Raw genomic sequence first — 14,932 nt, forward strand, 5'->3', positions numbered from 1 at the left:
ACGGCCCGCCCTCCGCCGGCAAAAGATGCACCCATTCCTGCACCTTGAACCACAACGGAGACACAGCATGCCTTCCATCGCGAATTATCGCGGGATCATCCCCGCCATTTCCTGCCCCTTCACGGCCGACCACCGCATCGACGAGCCGGCGCTGCGCAAGCTGGCCTCGTGGCTCGCCGGCCATGACGGCGTGGTGGCGATCATGACCAACGGCCACACCGGCGAAGTGTTCTCGCTCACGCCTTCGGAGCGCGCCGAGGTGACGCGCATCGTGGCCGACGAGCTGCGCGGCCGCATGCCGGTGATTTCTTCGATCGTGTGCGAGGGCCTGGCCGAGGCCGCCGAGCACGCCCGCGCCGCGCAGGCCGCCGGCGCGGTGGCGCTGGACGTGATGCCGCCGCACCACTGGCTGCGCTTCGGCTTCACGCCCGGGCATGCGCTGCAGTACTTCGAGGCCATCCACCGCGCCGCGCCGGAGCTGGACCTCGTCTGCCACGTGTACCCGGCGTGGACGCGCGCCTCGTATTCGTCGCAGCTGCTGGCCGAACTGGCCCGCCTGCCCTACCTGCAGGCCTTCAAGGTGGGCCAGCGCGACATGAACAAGTACGCCCGCGACATCCAGGCGATCCGCGAAGCCGATGCGTCTAAGGCCATCCTGACCTGCCACGACGAATACCTGCTCGCATCGATGGTGCAGGGCGTGGACGGCGCGCTGGTCGGCTTCGCGACCTTCATTCCGCAATTGATCATCGACCTGTGGAACGCGGTGAAGGCCGGCGACCTGAAGAAGGCGATGGCAGTGCAGGCGCTCATCACGCCGCTGAAAGACGCGGTGTACGGCGGCGGCGAGCCGACCGGCGAAGCGCATGCGCGCATGAAGGGCGGCATGTTCCTGGCGGGCGTGCTCGACAACGCCACCGTGCGCCCGCCGACCGAAGCGCCGAACGCGCGCGAGATGGATGCGCTGCGCGCGGCCGTCGAGCAGGCCGGGCTGTCGAAGCGCTGAGCCCACGGGGCCGCGGCACCCGCGATGCCCCGACGAAGAACCACAAGGAGACAAGAGACATGCAACGCAACCATTTCCTGCGGGCCACGCTGGCCGCCGTCGCGCTGGCCGCGGCGTCCACCGCCGGCCTCGCACAGACCTGGCCGAGCCGCCCGGTGCGCATGGTGATTCCGTTCCCGCCGGGGGGCACGCTCGACACCATCGGCCGCCTGCTGGCGCAGAAGCTCGGCGAGCAGACGGGCCAGACCTTCATCGTGGAGAACCGCGCCGGCGGCAACGGCATCATCGGCGCCGACGTGGTGTCGAAGGCTCCGGCCGACGGCTACACGCTGCTGTTCAACGCATCGACCTTCACCACCGCGCCGATGACGATGAAGGCCGTGCCCTACGAGGTGACGCGCGACTTCACGCCGGTGGCGCTGGTGGCCAAGGCGCCGCTGTCGGTGGCGGTCAACAAGAACCTGCCGGTGACGGACGTGAAGTCGCTCATCGCGTACGCCAAGGCGCACCCCGGCAAGATGACCTTCGCGGTGGGCTCCATCGGATCGGCGGGCCACCTGTCGACCGAGCTGCTCAAGCGCGCGGGCGGCGGGCTCGACTACCTGATCGTGCCGTACAAGGGCACGGCGCCCGCCTTCCAGGACCTGATCGGCGGGCAGATCGACGGTTTCATCGACCCCATCCTCGGCTCGCTGCAGTACCACAAGAGCGGCATGGTGAAGGTGATTGCCGTGACCTCGGCCACGCGCGCCACCAGCCTGCCGAACGTGCCCACGGTGGGCGAGAGCATTCCGGGCTACGAGTTCTACAGCTGGTACGGCCTGTGGGGGCCGGCGAAGCTGCCCGCGGCCATCACGCAGCGGCTGAACGCCGAGGTCAACAAGGCACTGGGCACCGACATGCGCGAGACGCTGGGCGCGCAGGGCCTGCTGCTGACGCCGGGCAGCGTCGAGGAGTTCGCGAAGTTCCAGGCCGAGGACATGGCGCGCTCGAAGAAGATCATCGTGGAGGGCAACATCCATGTCGAATGAAGCCGCGACAGCGCCGCATGCGGTGGTGACGGGCAGCAGCGGCGGCATCGGCCGGGCCATCGCGTCGCATCTGCTGGAGGCGGGCTGGCGCGTGAGCGGGCTCGACCTCGCCGGGCCGACGCTGTCTCACGGGCGCTTCGCGCACGTGGCCGTCGACCTGAGCGATGCCGATGCGATCGCGCGCGCGGCCTCTGCGCTCCAGGACGCCGATGCGCTGGTGCATGCGGCCGGCGTGCTGCGTGTCGGCCCGCTGGGCTCTCTCGACCACGCGGGCGGCGAGCTGATGTGGCGGCTGCACGTGGATGCGGCCACGCGGCTGGCCGACGCGCTGGTGCCCGCGATGGCAGCGCGCGGCAAGGGCCGCGTCGTGTTCGTCGGCAGCCGCGTCGCGCAGGGCCTGCCCGGCCGCGGCCAGTACGCCGCGACCAAGGCCGCGCTGATCGCGCTGGCGCGCAGCTGGGCGGCGGAGGTCGCGGCGCAGGGCGTGACCGTCAACGTGGTGTCGCCCGGCGCGACGCAGACCTCGATGCTGCAGGACCCGGCACGCGCCGGCAGCGCGCCGCGCATGCCGCCCATCGGCCGGCTGATCCAGCCGGAGGAAATCGCGGCGCTCGTGGGCTTTCTTCTTTCGCCGCCGGCGGCGGCCATCACGGGGCAGGACGTCGCCATCTGCGGCGGTTCGTCGCTGCACCGCTGAATCTCCTTTCCTTTTTCCATCCACCCAGACCGATCATGAAAATCGTCAACATCCTCGAGTCCACGCGTCCCATCAAGTCGGACATCCGCAACGCCTACATCGACTTCTCGAAGATGACCCTGAGCCTGGTGGCCGTGGTCACCGACGTGATCCGCGACGGCAAGCCGGTCATCGGCTATGGCTTCAATTCGAACGGACGCTACGGCCAGGGTGGGCTGATCCGCGAGCGCTTCCTGCCGCGCCTGCTCGAAGCCGAGCCCGCGTCGCTGCTCGACGAGACGGGCGAGAACCTCGATCCGCACAAGATCTGGGCCCGCATGATGATCAACGAGAAGCCCGGCGGCCACGGCGAGCGCTCGGTGGCGGTGGGCACCATCGACATGGCCGTGTGGGACGCCACCGCCAAGATCGCGGGCAAGCCGCTCTACCAGCTGCTGGCCGAGCGCTACGGCACCGGCAAGCCGGACCCGCGCGTGTTCGTCTACGCGGCGGGCGGCTACTACTACCCCGGCAAGGGCGTGGAAGGCCTGCAGCGCGAGATGACCAGCTACCTGGAGCGCGGCTACTCGGTGGTGAAGATGAAGATCGGCGGCGCCACGCTGGCCGAAGACTGCGAGCGCATCGAGTCGGTGCTGAAGATCCTCGGCCCCGGCCAGCAACTGGCGGTGGACGCCAACGGCCGCTTCGACCTGCAGACCGCCATCGACTACGGCCGCGCGCTGTCGCAGTACCCGCTGTTCTGGTACGAGGAAGCCGGCGACCCGCTCGACTACGAGCTGCAGGCCAAGCTCGGCGAGGTGTATGCCGGCCCCATGGCCACGGGCGAGAACCTGTTCTCGATGCAGGACGCGCGCAACCTGATCCGCCACGGCGGCATGCGGCCCGACCGCGACTGGCTGCAATTCGACTGCGCGCTCAGCTACGGCCTGGTGGAGTACCTGCGCACGCTCGACATGCTGAAGGAGAACGGCTGGTCGGCATCGCGCTGCATTCCGCACGGCGGCCACCAGATGTCGCTGGCCATCGCGGCGGGCCTGGGCCTGGGCGGCAACGAGAGCTACCCCGACCTGTTCCAGCCCTACGGCGGATTCCCCGATGGCGTGAAGGTCGACAACGGCTACGTCACGCTGCCGCCGCTGCCGGGCATCGGCTTCGAGGGCAAGGCCGACCTGATCGCGGAAATGCGGGCGCTGGCCGCATAGGCCCCGCGGGCGCGAGGGCGCCGGGTTTGCGCGATATGCTGTGAGGGATGCACCGCAAAAACCCAAGGACTTGTTTCGAAAGCAACAAGTTGCAAGCCCCATGAAGATAGCCACCTGGAACGTCAACTCCCTCACCGCGCGCCTGCAGCACGTGCTCGACTGGCTCATCGCCAACCCGGTCGACGTGCTGTGCCTGCAGGAACTGAAGATGACCGACGACAAGTTCCCGCTCGAGGTGCTCAAGTCGGCCGGCTATGAAGCGGCGGTGTTCGGCCAGAAGACCTACAACGGCGTCGCCATCCTGAGCCTCTCGCCGGTGCGCGACGTGGTGAAGAACATCGGCGGCTTCACCGACGACCAGTCGCGCGTGATCGCGGCCACGGTCGAGACGCCCTCGGGTCCGCTGCGCGTGGTCAACGGCTACTTCGTGAACGGCCAGGCGCCGGGCAGCGACAAGTTCGAATACAAGATGAAGTGGCTCGACGCGCTGCGCGACTGGCTGCGCCAGGAGATGGTGGCCAACCCGCAGCTCGTGCTGCTGGGCGACTTCAACATCACGCCGGAAGACCGCGACAGCTTCGACCCGGTGGGCCTGAAGGAAACCATCCACCACACGACCGAGGAGCGCAACCACTTCAAGGCGCTGCTCGACCTGGGCCTGACCGACAGCTTCCGCATGTTCGAGCAGCCCGAGAAGAGCTTCTCGTGGTGGGACTACCGCATGCTGGGCTACCAGAAGAACCGCGGCCTGCGCATCGACCACATCCTGGTGAGCGAGCCGCTGGTGCCGCGCGTGAAGGGCTGCGTGGTCGACCGCGTGCCGCGCAAATGGGAAAAGCCGAGCGACCACGCGCCCGTGGTGCTGGACCTCGACCAGGGTGCCTGATCCGATGAAAACAGGCGCGGTATTCGAAGCAGGCACGGCGGGCCGGGCCTGCCGCTTTCTGGTCATCGCCGCGGCAGCCTTCGCGCTGGCGTCATGCTCGCTGTTCAAGCCGGCCGACAAGGCCGACGAAGGCGGCAAGGGCAGCACCGCGACGGCGCCCACGGACGAGGCCGCGCCCAGCGGGCGCGACGTACCCACGGTGCGGCTCATCACCGCGCAGACGCCCGCCGTGCGGGCCTACCGCAAGATCGGCGCGCAGCACATCTACAAGGCCTACGCCAACCGCATCTACAAGGGCAAGATCCCGCCGCTGGTGTATGCCGTGGTGGTGGTCGAAACCGACATCGACGCGAGCGGCAAGGTGGTCAACGTGACCTTCAGCCGCACACCGAGCCATGCGCCGGAAGTGGCGCCGATGATCGCGGAGCTCATCAAGGCCACGTCGCCGCTGCCGAGCCCGGGCAAGCTCGGCGGCCACACCTATGTCGACACCTGGCTCTGGGACAAGAGCGGCAAGTTCCAGATCGACTCGCTGACGCTGGGACAGCGCAGCAGGTAACAGGCAACCGGGCAGAGGCAAAGAAAAAGGCCCTGAAGGGCCTTTTTCATTCGATGCCGAGTTCCTGGATTTTCCGGGTGATGGTGTTGCGCCCGATGCCCAGCTTCTGCGCGGCCTCGATGCGCCGCCCGCGCGTGTTGGCGAGCGCGGTGAGGATGAGCCTGGACTCGAAGCGGCGCGAGAGCACGTCCCACACGTCGGTACGGCCGGCGGCCAGCAGGGCCTGGGCCTCGACCTCGAGGCCGCTCTCCCAGCTGCTCACCAGCGCGGGGCTTTCGACGGCCTCGGCGTGAACATGCGCGACGGCGGGCGCGTCGCCGACGGCCGGGGGCGCTACCAGCGGGTTCGCGATGGCCGGGGCCTGCGGGGCAGCTTCCGGCGCTGCATGCGCCTCGCTGGCCGCGGCGCCCACCGCCATCACTTCGGGCGGCAGGTCCTTGGCCTCGATCAACTGGGCCGGCGCCATCACCGTCAGCCAGTGGCAGATGTTCTCGAGCTGGCGCACGTTGCCCGGGAAGCTGAACGCCGCGAGCTTGGTCAGCGCGGCATCGGAAATGCGCTTGGGCTCCACGCCGAGCTGGCGCGCGCTCACCTGCAGGAAGTGGCGCGTGAGCGCGGGCACGTCTTCGCCGCGTTCGCGCAGCGCCGGCAGGCGCAGGCGGATCACGTTGAGGCGGTGGAACAAGTCTTCGCGGAAGCCGCCGAGCTTGACACGCTGCTCCAGGTCCTGGTGGGTGGCCGCGATGACGCGCACGTTGGCCTTCACCGAGTTGTGGCCGCCCACGCGGTAGAAATGGCCATCGCTCAGCACGCGCAGCAGGCGCGTCTGCAGGTCGAAGGGCATGTCGCCGATTTCGTCGAGGAAGAGCGTGCCGCCTTCGGCCTGCTCGAAGCGGCCGCGGCGCATGGTCTGCGCGCCGGTGAAGGCGCCGCGCTCATGGCCGAACAGTTCGCTCTCGAGCAGGTCCTTGGGAATGGCTGCGGTGTTGATGGCCACGAAGGGGCCGTTGGCGCGCGGCGAGTGCTTGTGCAGCGCACGCGCCACCAGTTCCTTGCCCGAGCCCGATTCGCCGGTGATGAGCACCGTGACGTTGCTCTGGGAGAGCCGTCCGATGGCGCGGAACACGTCCTGCATCGCAGGGGCCTGGCCGAGCATTTCGGGCGCGGCGACCATGCGCTCCTCGGCCACTTCCTCGCGCTGGCTTTCGTCGACGGCACGGCGGATGAGTTCGACCGCGCGCGGCAGGTCGAAGGGCTTGGGCAGGTATTCGAATGCGCCGCCCTGGAACGCCGAGACGGCGCTGTCGAGGTCGGAGAACGCCGTCATGATGATGACTGGCAGGCCCGGGTGCTTGGCCTTGATCTTGTCGAGCAGGTCGAGCCCGGAGCCGCCGGGCATGCGGATGTCGCTCACCAGTACCTGGGGGCCCTGCTGTTCGTCGTCGGCGGCCTGCTCGAGTGCGGCGAGCACCTCGCGCGTGTTGGTGAAACTGCGCGTGGGCAGGTCTTCGCGCAGCAGAGCCTTCTCGAGCACGAAGCGAATCGATTGGTCGTCATCAACTATCCAGATCGGCTTCATGCATCTCCTCTGTTGCCGGTGGCTGCGCTAGGGCAGCGGTATCAATATCTTGAAATCGGTTCGGCCCGGGACGCTGTCGCACTCGATCACGCCGTGATGCTGTTGCACAAAAGTTTGTGCGAGCGTCAATCCCAGCCCGGTCCCGCCTTCCCTGCCCGATACGAGCGGATAGAAGATGCGGTCCTTGATCGTGTCCGGCACACCCGGTCCATTGTCGATTACATGCAATTCCAGTGCCAATCGATACCACTGCTTGTTGAAAATCACCTGACGCGCCACGCGGGTCTTGAAAGTGATCTGCGCATCGCCCGCCGCGCGGCGCTCGGCCAGCGCCTGCGCGGCGTTGTGGACGATGTTGAGCGTGGCCTGGATGAGCTGCTCGCGGTCGCCGCGGAACTCGGGAATGGAGACGTCGAAGTCGCGCTCGATGTGCAGGTCGCGCGGAAACTCCGCGAGGATCACGGAGCGCACGCGCTCGCACACTTCATGGATGTTGACGTCGCCCACCACATGGGGACGGCGGTGCGGCGCCAGCAGGCGGTCGACCAGCGTCTGCAGCCGGTCGGCCTCGTGGATGATGACCTGCGTGTATTCGATGAGGTCGCGCGACTCGACCTCCATCTGCAGCAGCTGCGCCGCGCCGCGGATGCCGCCCAGCGGATTCTTGATCTCGTGCGCCAGGTTGCGGATGAGTTCCTTGTTGGCCTGCGCCTGGTCGATGAGCCGCTCTTCGCGGTCCTGCCGCACCTGCTGCTCGAGCGGCGACATCTCGATGATGAGCTCGCCCTTCTTCTCGCCCTGCGCGAGCGTGACCTGCACGGGCATGAGCTCGTGGTTGACGCGGCGCAGGAACGCCTCGTAGCGCAGCGTCGCGAAGTCGTTGCTGCTCGCGCCGTCGATGGCGGTGCGCAGCACTTGCGGCTCATGGAAGCACGCGCCGAACTGCGAGCCTTCCAGCGTGCGGCGCGAGGTGCCGAGTGCGTCTTCGAGGCCTGCGTTGGCAAACAGCACGGAGCCGTTGCTGTTGACCACCGCGATCAGGGTGGACAGCAGGTCGAAGGACTGGAAGCGCGGATTGGCGCCGGTCGCCTTCTTCCCGAATGCCATAGAGGTTTCTTGCTTGCGCTTGCTGTTGGTTACTGCTGCCGGGGCGGCAGCCGGTTGATTTCGCGGCGGATGCCGGCGATGTCGCTCTCGTTGCGCGCGATCTCGGCCTTCATTTCCGCCACGCGGTCGAGGTACTTCTGGTAGTTGCGGCCTTCGCTGCCCTGCTTCTCGGGCTCGCCGTTGTTGTAGTCCTTCAGCAGCTCGGCCTGGCGGGCCTCGGCCTTCTTGAGCTCGGACTCGAGCACGGAGCGGGCCTCGCCGTCGCGGGCGCGCTGGTCGACGCCTTCGACGCGCGGGCTGCCGGCCGGCGCGCGCGCCGCCGTGGAAGCAGTACCCGAGGACGACGATGCCGATCCGCCACCCGAAGCCCGGGTGCCCTGCACCACCGTGACGTTGCCGCCTTCGAGGACCTTGCAGCCCTTTTGCTGGGCCACGGTCGCGTTGTTCGTGTATTCGTTGCCGCAGCGCCAGACGCGTTCCTGCGCAACCGCCGGCAACGCGATCAGGAGTGAACCGGCCAGGAAAAAGAGAGAAGCTGTCTTCATGTGTATCGATGGAGGCGCGACAAAGGCGCATTTTCATGCAATTCGACGCCCCCGGAGCCCCGATGTTCCGCCCCAAGGAAAAAGGACGGCCGAGGCCGTCCTTTTGACTTACATGCCTGTGAAGGCTGTTTGCTCGTCGATCAGAGCGAGTAGTACATGTCGAACTCGACGGGGTGCGTCGCCATGCGGAAGCGCGTGACTTCCTGCATCTTCAGTTCGATGTACGCGTCGATGTAGGCGTCGGTGAACACGCCGCCCTTGGTCAGGAACGCACGGTCCTTGTCCAGGTATTCCAGGGCCTGGTCGAGGCTGTGGCAGACGGTCGGGATCAGCGCGTCTTCTTCCGGCGGCAGGTGGTACAGGTCCTTGCTGGCGGCTTCGCCCGGGTGGATCTTGTTTTCCACGCCGTCCAGGCCGGCCATCAGCAGCGCGGCGAAGCCCAGGTACGGGTTCATCAGCGGATCGGGGAAGCGCGCTTCGACGCGGCGGCCCTTCGGGTTGGCCACGAACGGGATGCGGATCGAGGCCGAGCGGTTCTTGGCCGAGTAGGCCAGCTTCACCGGGGCTTCGAAGCCGGGCACCAGGCGCTTGTAGCTGTTGGTGCCGGGGTTCGTGATGGCGTTCAGGGCACGGGCGTGCTTGATGATGCCGCCGATGTAGTGCAGCGCGAAGTCCGACAGGCCTGCGTAGCCGTCGCCTGCGAACAGGTTCTTGCCGTCCTTCCAGACCGACTGGTGCACGTGCATGCCGGAGCCGTTGTCGCCGACGATGGGCTTGGGCATGAAGGTGGCGGTCTTGCCGTAGGCGTGGGCCACGTTGTGGATCACGTACTTCTGCAGCTGGACCCAGTCGGCGCGCTGCACGAGCGTGCTGAACTTGGTGCCGAGTTCCATCTGGCCGGCGTTGGCCACTTCATGGTGATGCACTTCGACCGGGATGCCGAGCGATTCGAGCACCAGGCACATTTCCGAGCGCATGTCCTGGAAGCTGTCGACCGGGGGAACCGGGAAGTAGCCGCCCTTGACCGCGGGACGGTGGCCGGTGTTGCCGTGCTCGTATTCCTTGTCGGTGTTCCACGAGGCTTCTTCGGACTCGATCTTCACGAAGCAGCCCGACATGTCGTTCTTCCAGCGGACGCCGTCGAACACGAAGAATTCGGGTTCCGGACCGAAGAAGGCGGTGTCGCCCAGGCCCGAGGCCTTCATGTACGCCTCGGCGCGCTTGGCGAGCGAACGCGGATCGCGCTCGTAGGCCTTGCCGTCGGCGGGGTCGATCACGTCGCAGGTCAGGATCAGCGTCGTTTCTTCGAAGAAGGGGTCGATGTTGGCGGTGTTGGGGTCGGGCATGAGCTGCATGTCCGAGGCTTCGATACCCTTCCAGCCGGCGATGGACGAGCCGTCGAATGCGTGGCCCGAGGTGAATTTGTCTTCATCGAAAGCCGAGACCGGCACGGTCACGTGCTGCTCTTTGCCGCGGGTGTCGGTGAAGCGGAAGTCGACGAACTTGACCTCGTTTTCCTTGACGAGCTTGAGTACATCGGCGACGGTCTTTGCCATCAGTTTCTCCTGGAGTTGGATGGTGGTTAGGAATACAGGGACGAGGGATGCAGTTTCTGTGCCATTGTCACCTCTCTGGATGAGGCCTTGTTCACCAAAGCGAACCACAAATGGCCAAGAAATATCACCACATTGGTGCAATAAGAATTAACGCACCAATTCAGGGCCCAGCTTGGCATCAAAGGTGTGCAGGCCTTCGATCAGCTGGGCATAGGCGGCATCGAGCCGGGCAGGGTCGCCCTTGACGCCCAGCTCGATGTGCCGCCCGTACTGGGGGTGGTCGACGCTGGGCAGGCTGAACACCTTGACGCCGGCGTGCGTGTCTTCGATGGCCTGCATCAGCGGTGTCAGGGTGGCTTCCATGGCACCGAAAACGATCACCGACTTCTCGGCGACCGCGTTGCGGGTGAACAGCTCGGCATAGCGGGCGTCGAGCACGGACTCGATCATCGGCCAGGCCATGACCGGGAAGCCCGGCACGAAATGCACGTCGCCGACGCTGAAGCCGGGGATCTTGTTGTACGGATTGAGGATGAGCGTGGCGCCCTGCGGGAACACGCCCATGTTGAGCCGGTGCACGTTGTCGGCGCGGTCGGGCTCGTAGGGCACGCCCTGCTCGCGCGCGGTGTCCTGCATGCGCTCGCGGATCAGCAGTTCGGCCTCGGGGTGCAGCGCGAGCGGCACGCCCAGGGCCTTGGCCGCGCACTGGCGGGTGTGGTCGTCGGGCGTGGCGCCGATGCCGCCGGTCGAGAAGACGATGTCGCCGGAGGCAAAGGCCCGCTCCAGCGCGGCGGTGATGCGCGCGGGCTCGTCGCCCACGTACTCGGTCCAGCTGAGCTGCAGGCCGCGTGCTGCGAGCAGCTCGATGACCTTGGCCATGTGCTTGTCGGCCCGCTTGCCGGAGAGGATCTCGTCGCCGACGACGATAAGACCGAATGCGCGTGTCATGGTGAACCCCATTGAGAAAGAGCGGCCCTGTTGGCTTCCGCGGCCTCGAGGGCCGGGGCGCCTTCGGCACCCGGCGCCGCCGCGGCCACCGCGCGCTGGGCACGCAGTTGCGCGAGCGCGTCGAGGCAGTAGTGCGCGAACCAGAGCGCCGAAAAGGCGAAGACCAGTGTGTAGATCCAGATGGCGATCGGCACCAGCACGAAGAAAGCGGCGGCGAACAGCAGGCCCGAGGCCCAGACGATGCTCGGCGCCGCGCCCAGGTAGCCGCACAGCACGCCCACGCACAGCAGCGGCAGCCGGTGCGTGCGCAGCAGGGTGGCGCGCTCCTCGGGGCTGGCGTGCTCGGCCAGTGCGTCGAAGCTCATCACGCGGTAGGTGAGCCAGCCCCAGATGAGCGGCGGCAGGATGAGCACGAGCGGCGGAATGAGCCACAGCGGCATCGACACCACGAGGGCGACCAGCGCGAGGATGGTGACGGCGAGCGAGCGGGCCACGCTGCCGAAGAAGGAGGCGCCCTTCTTCTGCTCCAGCGAGGGAAAGCGGCGTTCGCCCACCAGCCGGGTGAGCGCGGGAGCCATGAAGCCGGCCACGACGAGCAGCGAAACCACCACGATCAGCGGCGTGGCGGCAAACACCACCACCAGCGGCGCCAGCATGGCCGTCACGTCGCTCGAGAAAAGCCGGCCGATCCAGGCCCAGAAGCTGGCCAGCAGCGGCCATGCATCGAGCGCGCCGCGCGTCCAGGCCACGGCGGCTTCCCAGTAGAAATAGCCGAGGCCCGCGGCGAGCACCACCATCAACCCCAGGGGCAGCAGCGACAGCACGATCACGCGCGGCAGCATGCAATAGGCGACCGCGCGCCAGAAGGAGTCGAGGAGCAGGCGCATGAGGCAGCGAGGATAACGCCTGGAGCGGCGCCGTCAGGGGCCGGTGACCCTCAAGCGCGTCCGACCATTCGCTTCAGGCCGAGCCACTGCTGGGCCCAGAACCCCCGGCCGTACTCGCGCACGCGCCCGTCGGTGCCGGGCTCCACCTGGTCGCGGATGCCGGTGGGGTCGTAGCGGTTCTCGAAGTTGGCGGTGCCGAACATCATGTCCCACCAGGGCAGCAGCACGCCGAAGTTGTGGCCGCCGAGCGTGCTCCTGCCGTTCGATTCATGGCCCAGCCCGATGCTGTGGTGCAGCCGGTGGAAACGCGGGCTGATCCACAGCCGCTCGCCGATGGCGCCGAAGCTCAGCCGCAGGTTGGCATGCTGCAGGCTCTCGCTGAGCTGGGTGAAGGCCACGAAGGCGATGAACTGCCCCGGCGCCACGCCGATGAGTTGCGCCACGATGACGATGAGCGTGTCGTGGACGATGTCGTCGAGCAGGTGATTGCGGTCGTCGCTCCACATCGTCATCTGGCGCTGCGAGTGGTGCAGCGAGTGCAGGCCCCACCACCAGTTGAACTGGTGCTGGCCGCGGTGGATCCAGTAGCCGACGAAGTCGAGCACCACGAGGTAGATCGCGAAAGCGATCACCGGCACGTCGGTCACGCCGGGCCACACCTCGTCGAGGTGCAGGGTGCCCCACCCCGCCGTGCGCAGGCTGCCCATGGCGTCGTCGAAGAAAGGCTGCAGCGTGAAGAAGATCGCCAGCCGGAACAGGCCGAGCCGGTGGATCAGCGTGTAGAGCACGTCGATGCGAATAGCGTGGCGGTCGACCACGGGCTCCACCGAGCGCCAGCGCTGCAGCGGCCCGATAATCGCGATCAGCACCAGGATCTGGATGACCCCGACCAGCAGCCAGCCGGTGGCATCGAAAGCGTCCTCGGTCCAGCCGCCAAGGCCGACGGCAAACACCAGCGGCTGCACCACGGCCTCGAAGAACCAGCCCTGGAGGGCAGAAAAAGCGTCAGTCAGCCAATCGATCATGGCGCGAACTCAGGAGTGGGATGCGATCCAGGCGCGGTAGTCCGGATGCTGGCGCAGCGTCTGGAAACAGAAACCCTTGGCCTTGAGGCCGACGATCAGCGGCTCGAGGTTGGCCGGCGCCCACGGGTCCTTGCGCGACCAGATGCCCAGGTGCGCGAGCAGGATGTCGCCAGGGCGGATGGTGTCGAGCGCCTGCGTGAGCAGCTTCGCGTTGCTGAACTTCTCGCTCGGCAGTTCGTCGCCGAGGAAGCCGGCGGGCGCCCAGCCGACGTACTTGTAGCCGCAGCCCTCGGCTGCCGCCAGCAGCGCGGGCGAGGTCTTGCCGCCCGGCGCGCGGTACAGCGGCAGCGGCTTCTTGCCGGTGATGGCGGCCAGTCGGTCGGACGACTTCCGGATGTTGGCGCAGTACTCGGCCGCGCTCCAGGTCGATTCCTTGCCGTTCTGCGGGCCGGCCGAAGGCTTAATGCGGAAGCTCGGCGGCGTGCCCTTGACGTCGGCGCGCCAGTAGGCGTGGTCGTAGGTGTGGGAGCCGAACTCGTTGCCTTCGGCCGCCCTCGCCTTCCACCAGGGCGCCCAGTGGTCGTCGAGGCTGTCGCCGTCGGTCTGGGTGCGCTCGGCGGCGGCGAAGAAGGTGACGCGCACGTTCTGCCGCTTGAGCACGTCGGCCACCAGCGGTGCGATGCCCATGTGGCCGGTGTCGAAGGTCAGGTAGACGGGCTTTTCGCAGGTGGCGGCCTGCTGCTGCGCCCAGGCGCCCGGCACCACCGTGCCGCACGCCAGCGCCAGCAGCACGGCCGCGCCGGCGCGCCTACGTGCGCTTGCCATGGTCCAGCGTCCAGACGCCGTGCGGCGAGCGTCCCACGTTGACCTGCCGCACCACCTTCTGGCCGACGAGATCGACCACGGTGAGCTTCTTGGCCCAGCGCGAGGTCACGTACAGCGTCTTGCCGTCGGCCGACACGTCCATGCAGTCGGGACCGCCCGGCACCGCATAGGTGGCGACGACCTTGAGCGTCGCCAGGTCGATGCGGCTGATGGTGTTGGCCACGCGGTTGCTCACGAAAACGGTCTTGCCGTCGCCGGCCGAGCGGAACGCGTGGGCGCCCTTGCCGGTGGGGATCTTGCCGACCAGCTTGGGCTGCGCGCCCTCCACGTCGAACACCTGCACGCCGTCGCCGCCGGTCAGGCCCACGAGCAGCGTCTTGTCGTTGTGGGTGCCGAAGATGTCCGCCGGCATCGGGCCGGTGGCGGTGCGCCACTTGACGGTCTGCGAAGGCAGGTCGACCGCGATCATCTCGTCGCTGTCCTGCATCGTCACGTAGGCGATGGTGCTGGTGTTGTCGATCCAGATGTGACTGGGCGTCTTGCCGGTGGCGATGCGCTTGGCCAGCTTGAGGTCCTTGCCGTCCCAGCGGTACACGTCGACGTGGTTCAGGCGGTTGCCCGCCGTGACGAACCACTTCATGTCGCGCGAGAACTGCAGCTGGTAGGGGTCGATGATGCCGTACACCACCCGCTGCACCTCGGCCGTGCGGGGGTTGAGGAAGGTCAGCGAGTCGCCCGCCGAATTAGCCACGATGACCGACTTCTCGTCGGGCGTCATGTAGATGTGGTGCGGCTCCTTGCCGGTGGTGATGCGTTGTTTTTCGCTCCAGTCGACCGGGTTGATCACGCTCACGCTGGCATCCAGCGAGTTGAGCACGAAGATCGGGGGAGGCTCTGCCGGCGCGGCGGCGGCAGTGTGTGCCGCCAGGGCCGTCATGCAGGAAAACAGGAAGGCCGCGATGCGGCCGTTCGGGCGGGCAGGAAGTCGCAAGGGAAGGTTCCGAGAGAGAGCTGGCGATCTTAACGGTCGAGCATTAAGACTGGCTGACCTGGAAACCCGTCTTTCTCCCCCTGTCAGC

General features: G+C 67.3%; 15 protein-coding genes. 6 read left to right on the forward strand and 9 right to left on the reverse strand.

Annotation, left to right across the window (positions count from 1 at the left end):
* Positions 1–67 precede the first annotated feature (67 nt).
* The 6 genes from WIX39_RS23570 (at position 68) to WIX39_RS23595 (ending at position 5,381) form a co-directional block, all read left to right on the forward strand.
* Positions 68–1,006, forward strand: coding sequence for a dihydrodipicolinate synthase family protein (locus WIX39_RS23570; RefSeq protein WP_007829002.1), 939 nt, complete (start codon positions 68–70; stop codon positions 1,004–1,006).
* A 59-nt stretch (positions 1,007–1,065) separates the two neighbouring features.
* Positions 1,066–2,037, forward strand: coding sequence for a Bug family tripartite tricarboxylate transporter substrate binding protein (locus WIX39_RS23575; RefSeq protein ID WP_205367324.1), 972 nt, complete (start codon positions 1,066–1,068; stop codon positions 2,035–2,037).
* Positions 2,027–2,734, forward strand: a complete 708-nt coding sequence (locus WIX39_RS23580; protein ID WP_081271319.1) for an SDR family NAD(P)-dependent oxidoreductase — start codon at positions 2,027–2,029, stop codon at positions 2,732–2,734. Before WIX39_RS23575 ends, WIX39_RS23580 begins: the two co-directional genes overlap by 11 nt.
* Positions 2,735–2,769: 35 nt before the next feature.
* The gene (locus WIX39_RS23585; RefSeq protein WP_205367326.1) at positions 2,770–3,936 is read left to right on the forward strand and encodes a mandelate racemase/muconate lactonizing enzyme family protein; all 1,167 of its coding nucleotides are present in this window, start codon (positions 2,770–2,772) and stop codon (positions 3,934–3,936) included.
* A 100-nt stretch (positions 3,937–4,036) separates the two neighbouring features.
* Positions 4,037–4,822, forward strand: a complete 786-nt coding sequence (xth, locus tag WIX39_RS23590; RefSeq protein WP_409195972.1) for an exodeoxyribonuclease III — start codon at positions 4,037–4,039, stop codon at positions 4,820–4,822.
* Between the two features lie 4 nt (positions 4,823–4,826).
* Positions 4,827–5,381, forward strand: a complete 555-nt coding sequence (locus WIX39_RS23595) for a hypothetical protein (RefSeq protein WP_409195973.1) — start codon at positions 4,827–4,829, stop codon at positions 5,379–5,381.
* 46 nt (positions 5,382–5,427) lie between these two features.
* Here the strand turns inward: WIX39_RS23595 and ntrC are convergent, their stop codons facing one another.
* The 9 genes from ntrC to WIX39_RS23640 form a co-directional block, all read right to left on the reverse strand.
* A complete protein-coding gene (gene ntrC / locus WIX39_RS23600) occupies positions 5,428–6,960 on the reverse strand; it encodes a nitrogen regulation protein NR(I) (protein WP_205367328.1) in 1,533 nt (510 codons plus the stop codon).
* Between the two features lie 27 nt (positions 6,961–6,987).
* Positions 6,988–8,067, reverse strand: coding sequence for a nitrogen regulation protein NR(II) (gene glnL / locus WIX39_RS23605; RefSeq protein WP_081271314.1), 1,080 nt, complete (start codon positions 8,065–8,067; stop codon positions 6,988–6,990).
* Between the two features lie 29 nt (positions 8,068–8,096).
* Positions 8,097–8,612 carry a hypothetical protein gene (locus WIX39_RS23610; RefSeq protein WP_081271313.1) on the reverse strand — a complete coding sequence of 172 codons (516 nt, stop codon included), beginning with the start codon at positions 8,610–8,612 and terminating at the stop codon, positions 8,097–8,099.
* 140 nt (positions 8,613–8,752) lie between these two features.
* The gene (gene glnA / locus WIX39_RS23615; protein WP_081271312.1) at positions 8,753–10,168 is read right to left on the reverse strand and encodes a type I glutamate--ammonia ligase; all 1,416 of its coding nucleotides are present in this window, start codon (positions 10,166–10,168) and stop codon (positions 8,753–8,755) included.
* 147 nt (positions 10,169–10,315) lie between these two features.
* Positions 10,316–11,116, reverse strand: coding sequence for a competence/damage-inducible protein A (locus tag WIX39_RS23620; protein WP_205367334.1), 801 nt, complete (start codon positions 11,114–11,116; stop codon positions 10,316–10,318).
* A complete protein-coding gene (locus tag WIX39_RS23625) occupies positions 11,113–12,003 on the reverse strand; it encodes an EI24 domain-containing protein (protein WP_081271310.1) in 891 nt (296 codons plus the stop codon). Before WIX39_RS23625 ends, WIX39_RS23620 begins: the two co-directional genes overlap by 4 nt.
* 50 nt (positions 12,004–12,053) lie before the next feature.
* Positions 12,054–13,028, reverse strand: a complete 975-nt coding sequence (locus WIX39_RS23630; protein ID WP_409195974.1) for a sterol desaturase family protein — start codon at positions 13,026–13,028, stop codon at positions 12,054–12,056.
* A gap of 9 nt (positions 13,029–13,037) precedes the next feature.
* Positions 13,038–13,853, reverse strand: coding sequence for a polysaccharide deacetylase family protein (locus WIX39_RS23635; protein WP_106937244.1), 816 nt, complete (start codon positions 13,851–13,853; stop codon positions 13,038–13,040).
* Positions 13,837–14,844, reverse strand: a complete 1,008-nt coding sequence (locus WIX39_RS23640; protein ID WP_081271307.1) for a YncE family protein — start codon at positions 14,842–14,844, stop codon at positions 13,837–13,839. The genes WIX39_RS23635 and WIX39_RS23640 overlap by 17 nt, the downstream gene beginning before the upstream one ends.
* Between the last annotated feature and the right edge of the window lie 88 nt (positions 14,845–14,932).

It is taken from the genome of Variovorax sp. AB1(2024), assembly GCF_037482385.2.
Lineage (GTDB): Bacteria > Pseudomonadota > Gammaproteobacteria > Burkholderiales > Burkholderiaceae_C > Variovorax.

What these genes read in the sequence shown, in the direction of transcription:
- ntrC (WP_205367328.1), bottom strand. Translation starts at nt 6,960, where the DNA reads ATGAAGCCGATCTGGATAGTTGATGACGACCAATCGATTCGCTTCGTG.
- WIX39_RS23580 (WP_081271319.1), top strand. Translation starts at nt 2,027, where the DNA reads ATGTCGAATGAAGCCGCGACAGCGCCGCATGCGGTGGTGACGGGCAGC.
- WIX39_RS23595 (WP_409195973.1), top strand. Translation starts at nt 4,827, where the DNA reads ATGAAAACAGGCGCGGTATTCGAAGCAGGCACGGCGGGCCGGGCCTGC.
- WIX39_RS23630 (WP_409195974.1), bottom strand. Translation starts at nt 13,028, where the DNA reads ATGATCGATTGGCTGACTGACGCTTTTTCTGCCCTCCAGGGCTGGTTC.
- WIX39_RS23575 (WP_205367324.1), top strand. Translation starts at nt 1,066, where the DNA reads ATGCAACGCAACCATTTCCTGCGGGCCACGCTGGCCGCCGTCGCGCTG.
- WIX39_RS23620 (WP_205367334.1), bottom strand. Translation starts at nt 11,116, where the DNA reads ATGACACGCGCATTCGGTCTTATCGTCGTCGGCGACGAGATCCTCTCC.
- glnL (WP_081271314.1), bottom strand. Translation starts at nt 8,067, where the DNA reads ATGGCATTCGGGAAGAAGGCGACCGGCGCCAATCCGCGCTTCCAGTCC.
- xth (WP_409195972.1), top strand. Translation starts at nt 4,037, where the DNA reads ATGAAGATAGCCACCTGGAACGTCAACTCCCTCACCGCGCGCCTGCAG.
- WIX39_RS23585 (WP_205367326.1), top strand. Translation starts at nt 2,770, where the DNA reads ATGAAAATCGTCAACATCCTCGAGTCCACGCGTCCCATCAAGTCGGAC.
- WIX39_RS23635 (WP_106937244.1), bottom strand. Translation starts at nt 13,853, where the DNA reads ATGGCAAGCGCACGTAGGCGCGCCGGCGCGGCCGTGCTGCTGGCGCTG.
- glnA (WP_081271312.1), bottom strand. Translation starts at nt 10,168, where the DNA reads ATGGCAAAGACCGTCGCCGATGTACTCAAGCTCGTCAAGGAAAACGAG.
- WIX39_RS23625 (WP_081271310.1), bottom strand. Translation starts at nt 12,003, where the DNA reads ATGCGCCTGCTCCTCGACTCCTTCTGGCGCGCGGTCGCCTATTGCATG.
- WIX39_RS23610 (WP_081271313.1), bottom strand. Translation starts at nt 8,612, where the DNA reads ATGAAGACAGCTTCTCTCTTTTTCCTGGCCGGTTCACTCCTGATCGCG.
- WIX39_RS23570 (WP_007829002.1), top strand. Translation starts at nt 68, where the DNA reads ATGCCTTCCATCGCGAATTATCGCGGGATCATCCCCGCCATTTCCTGC.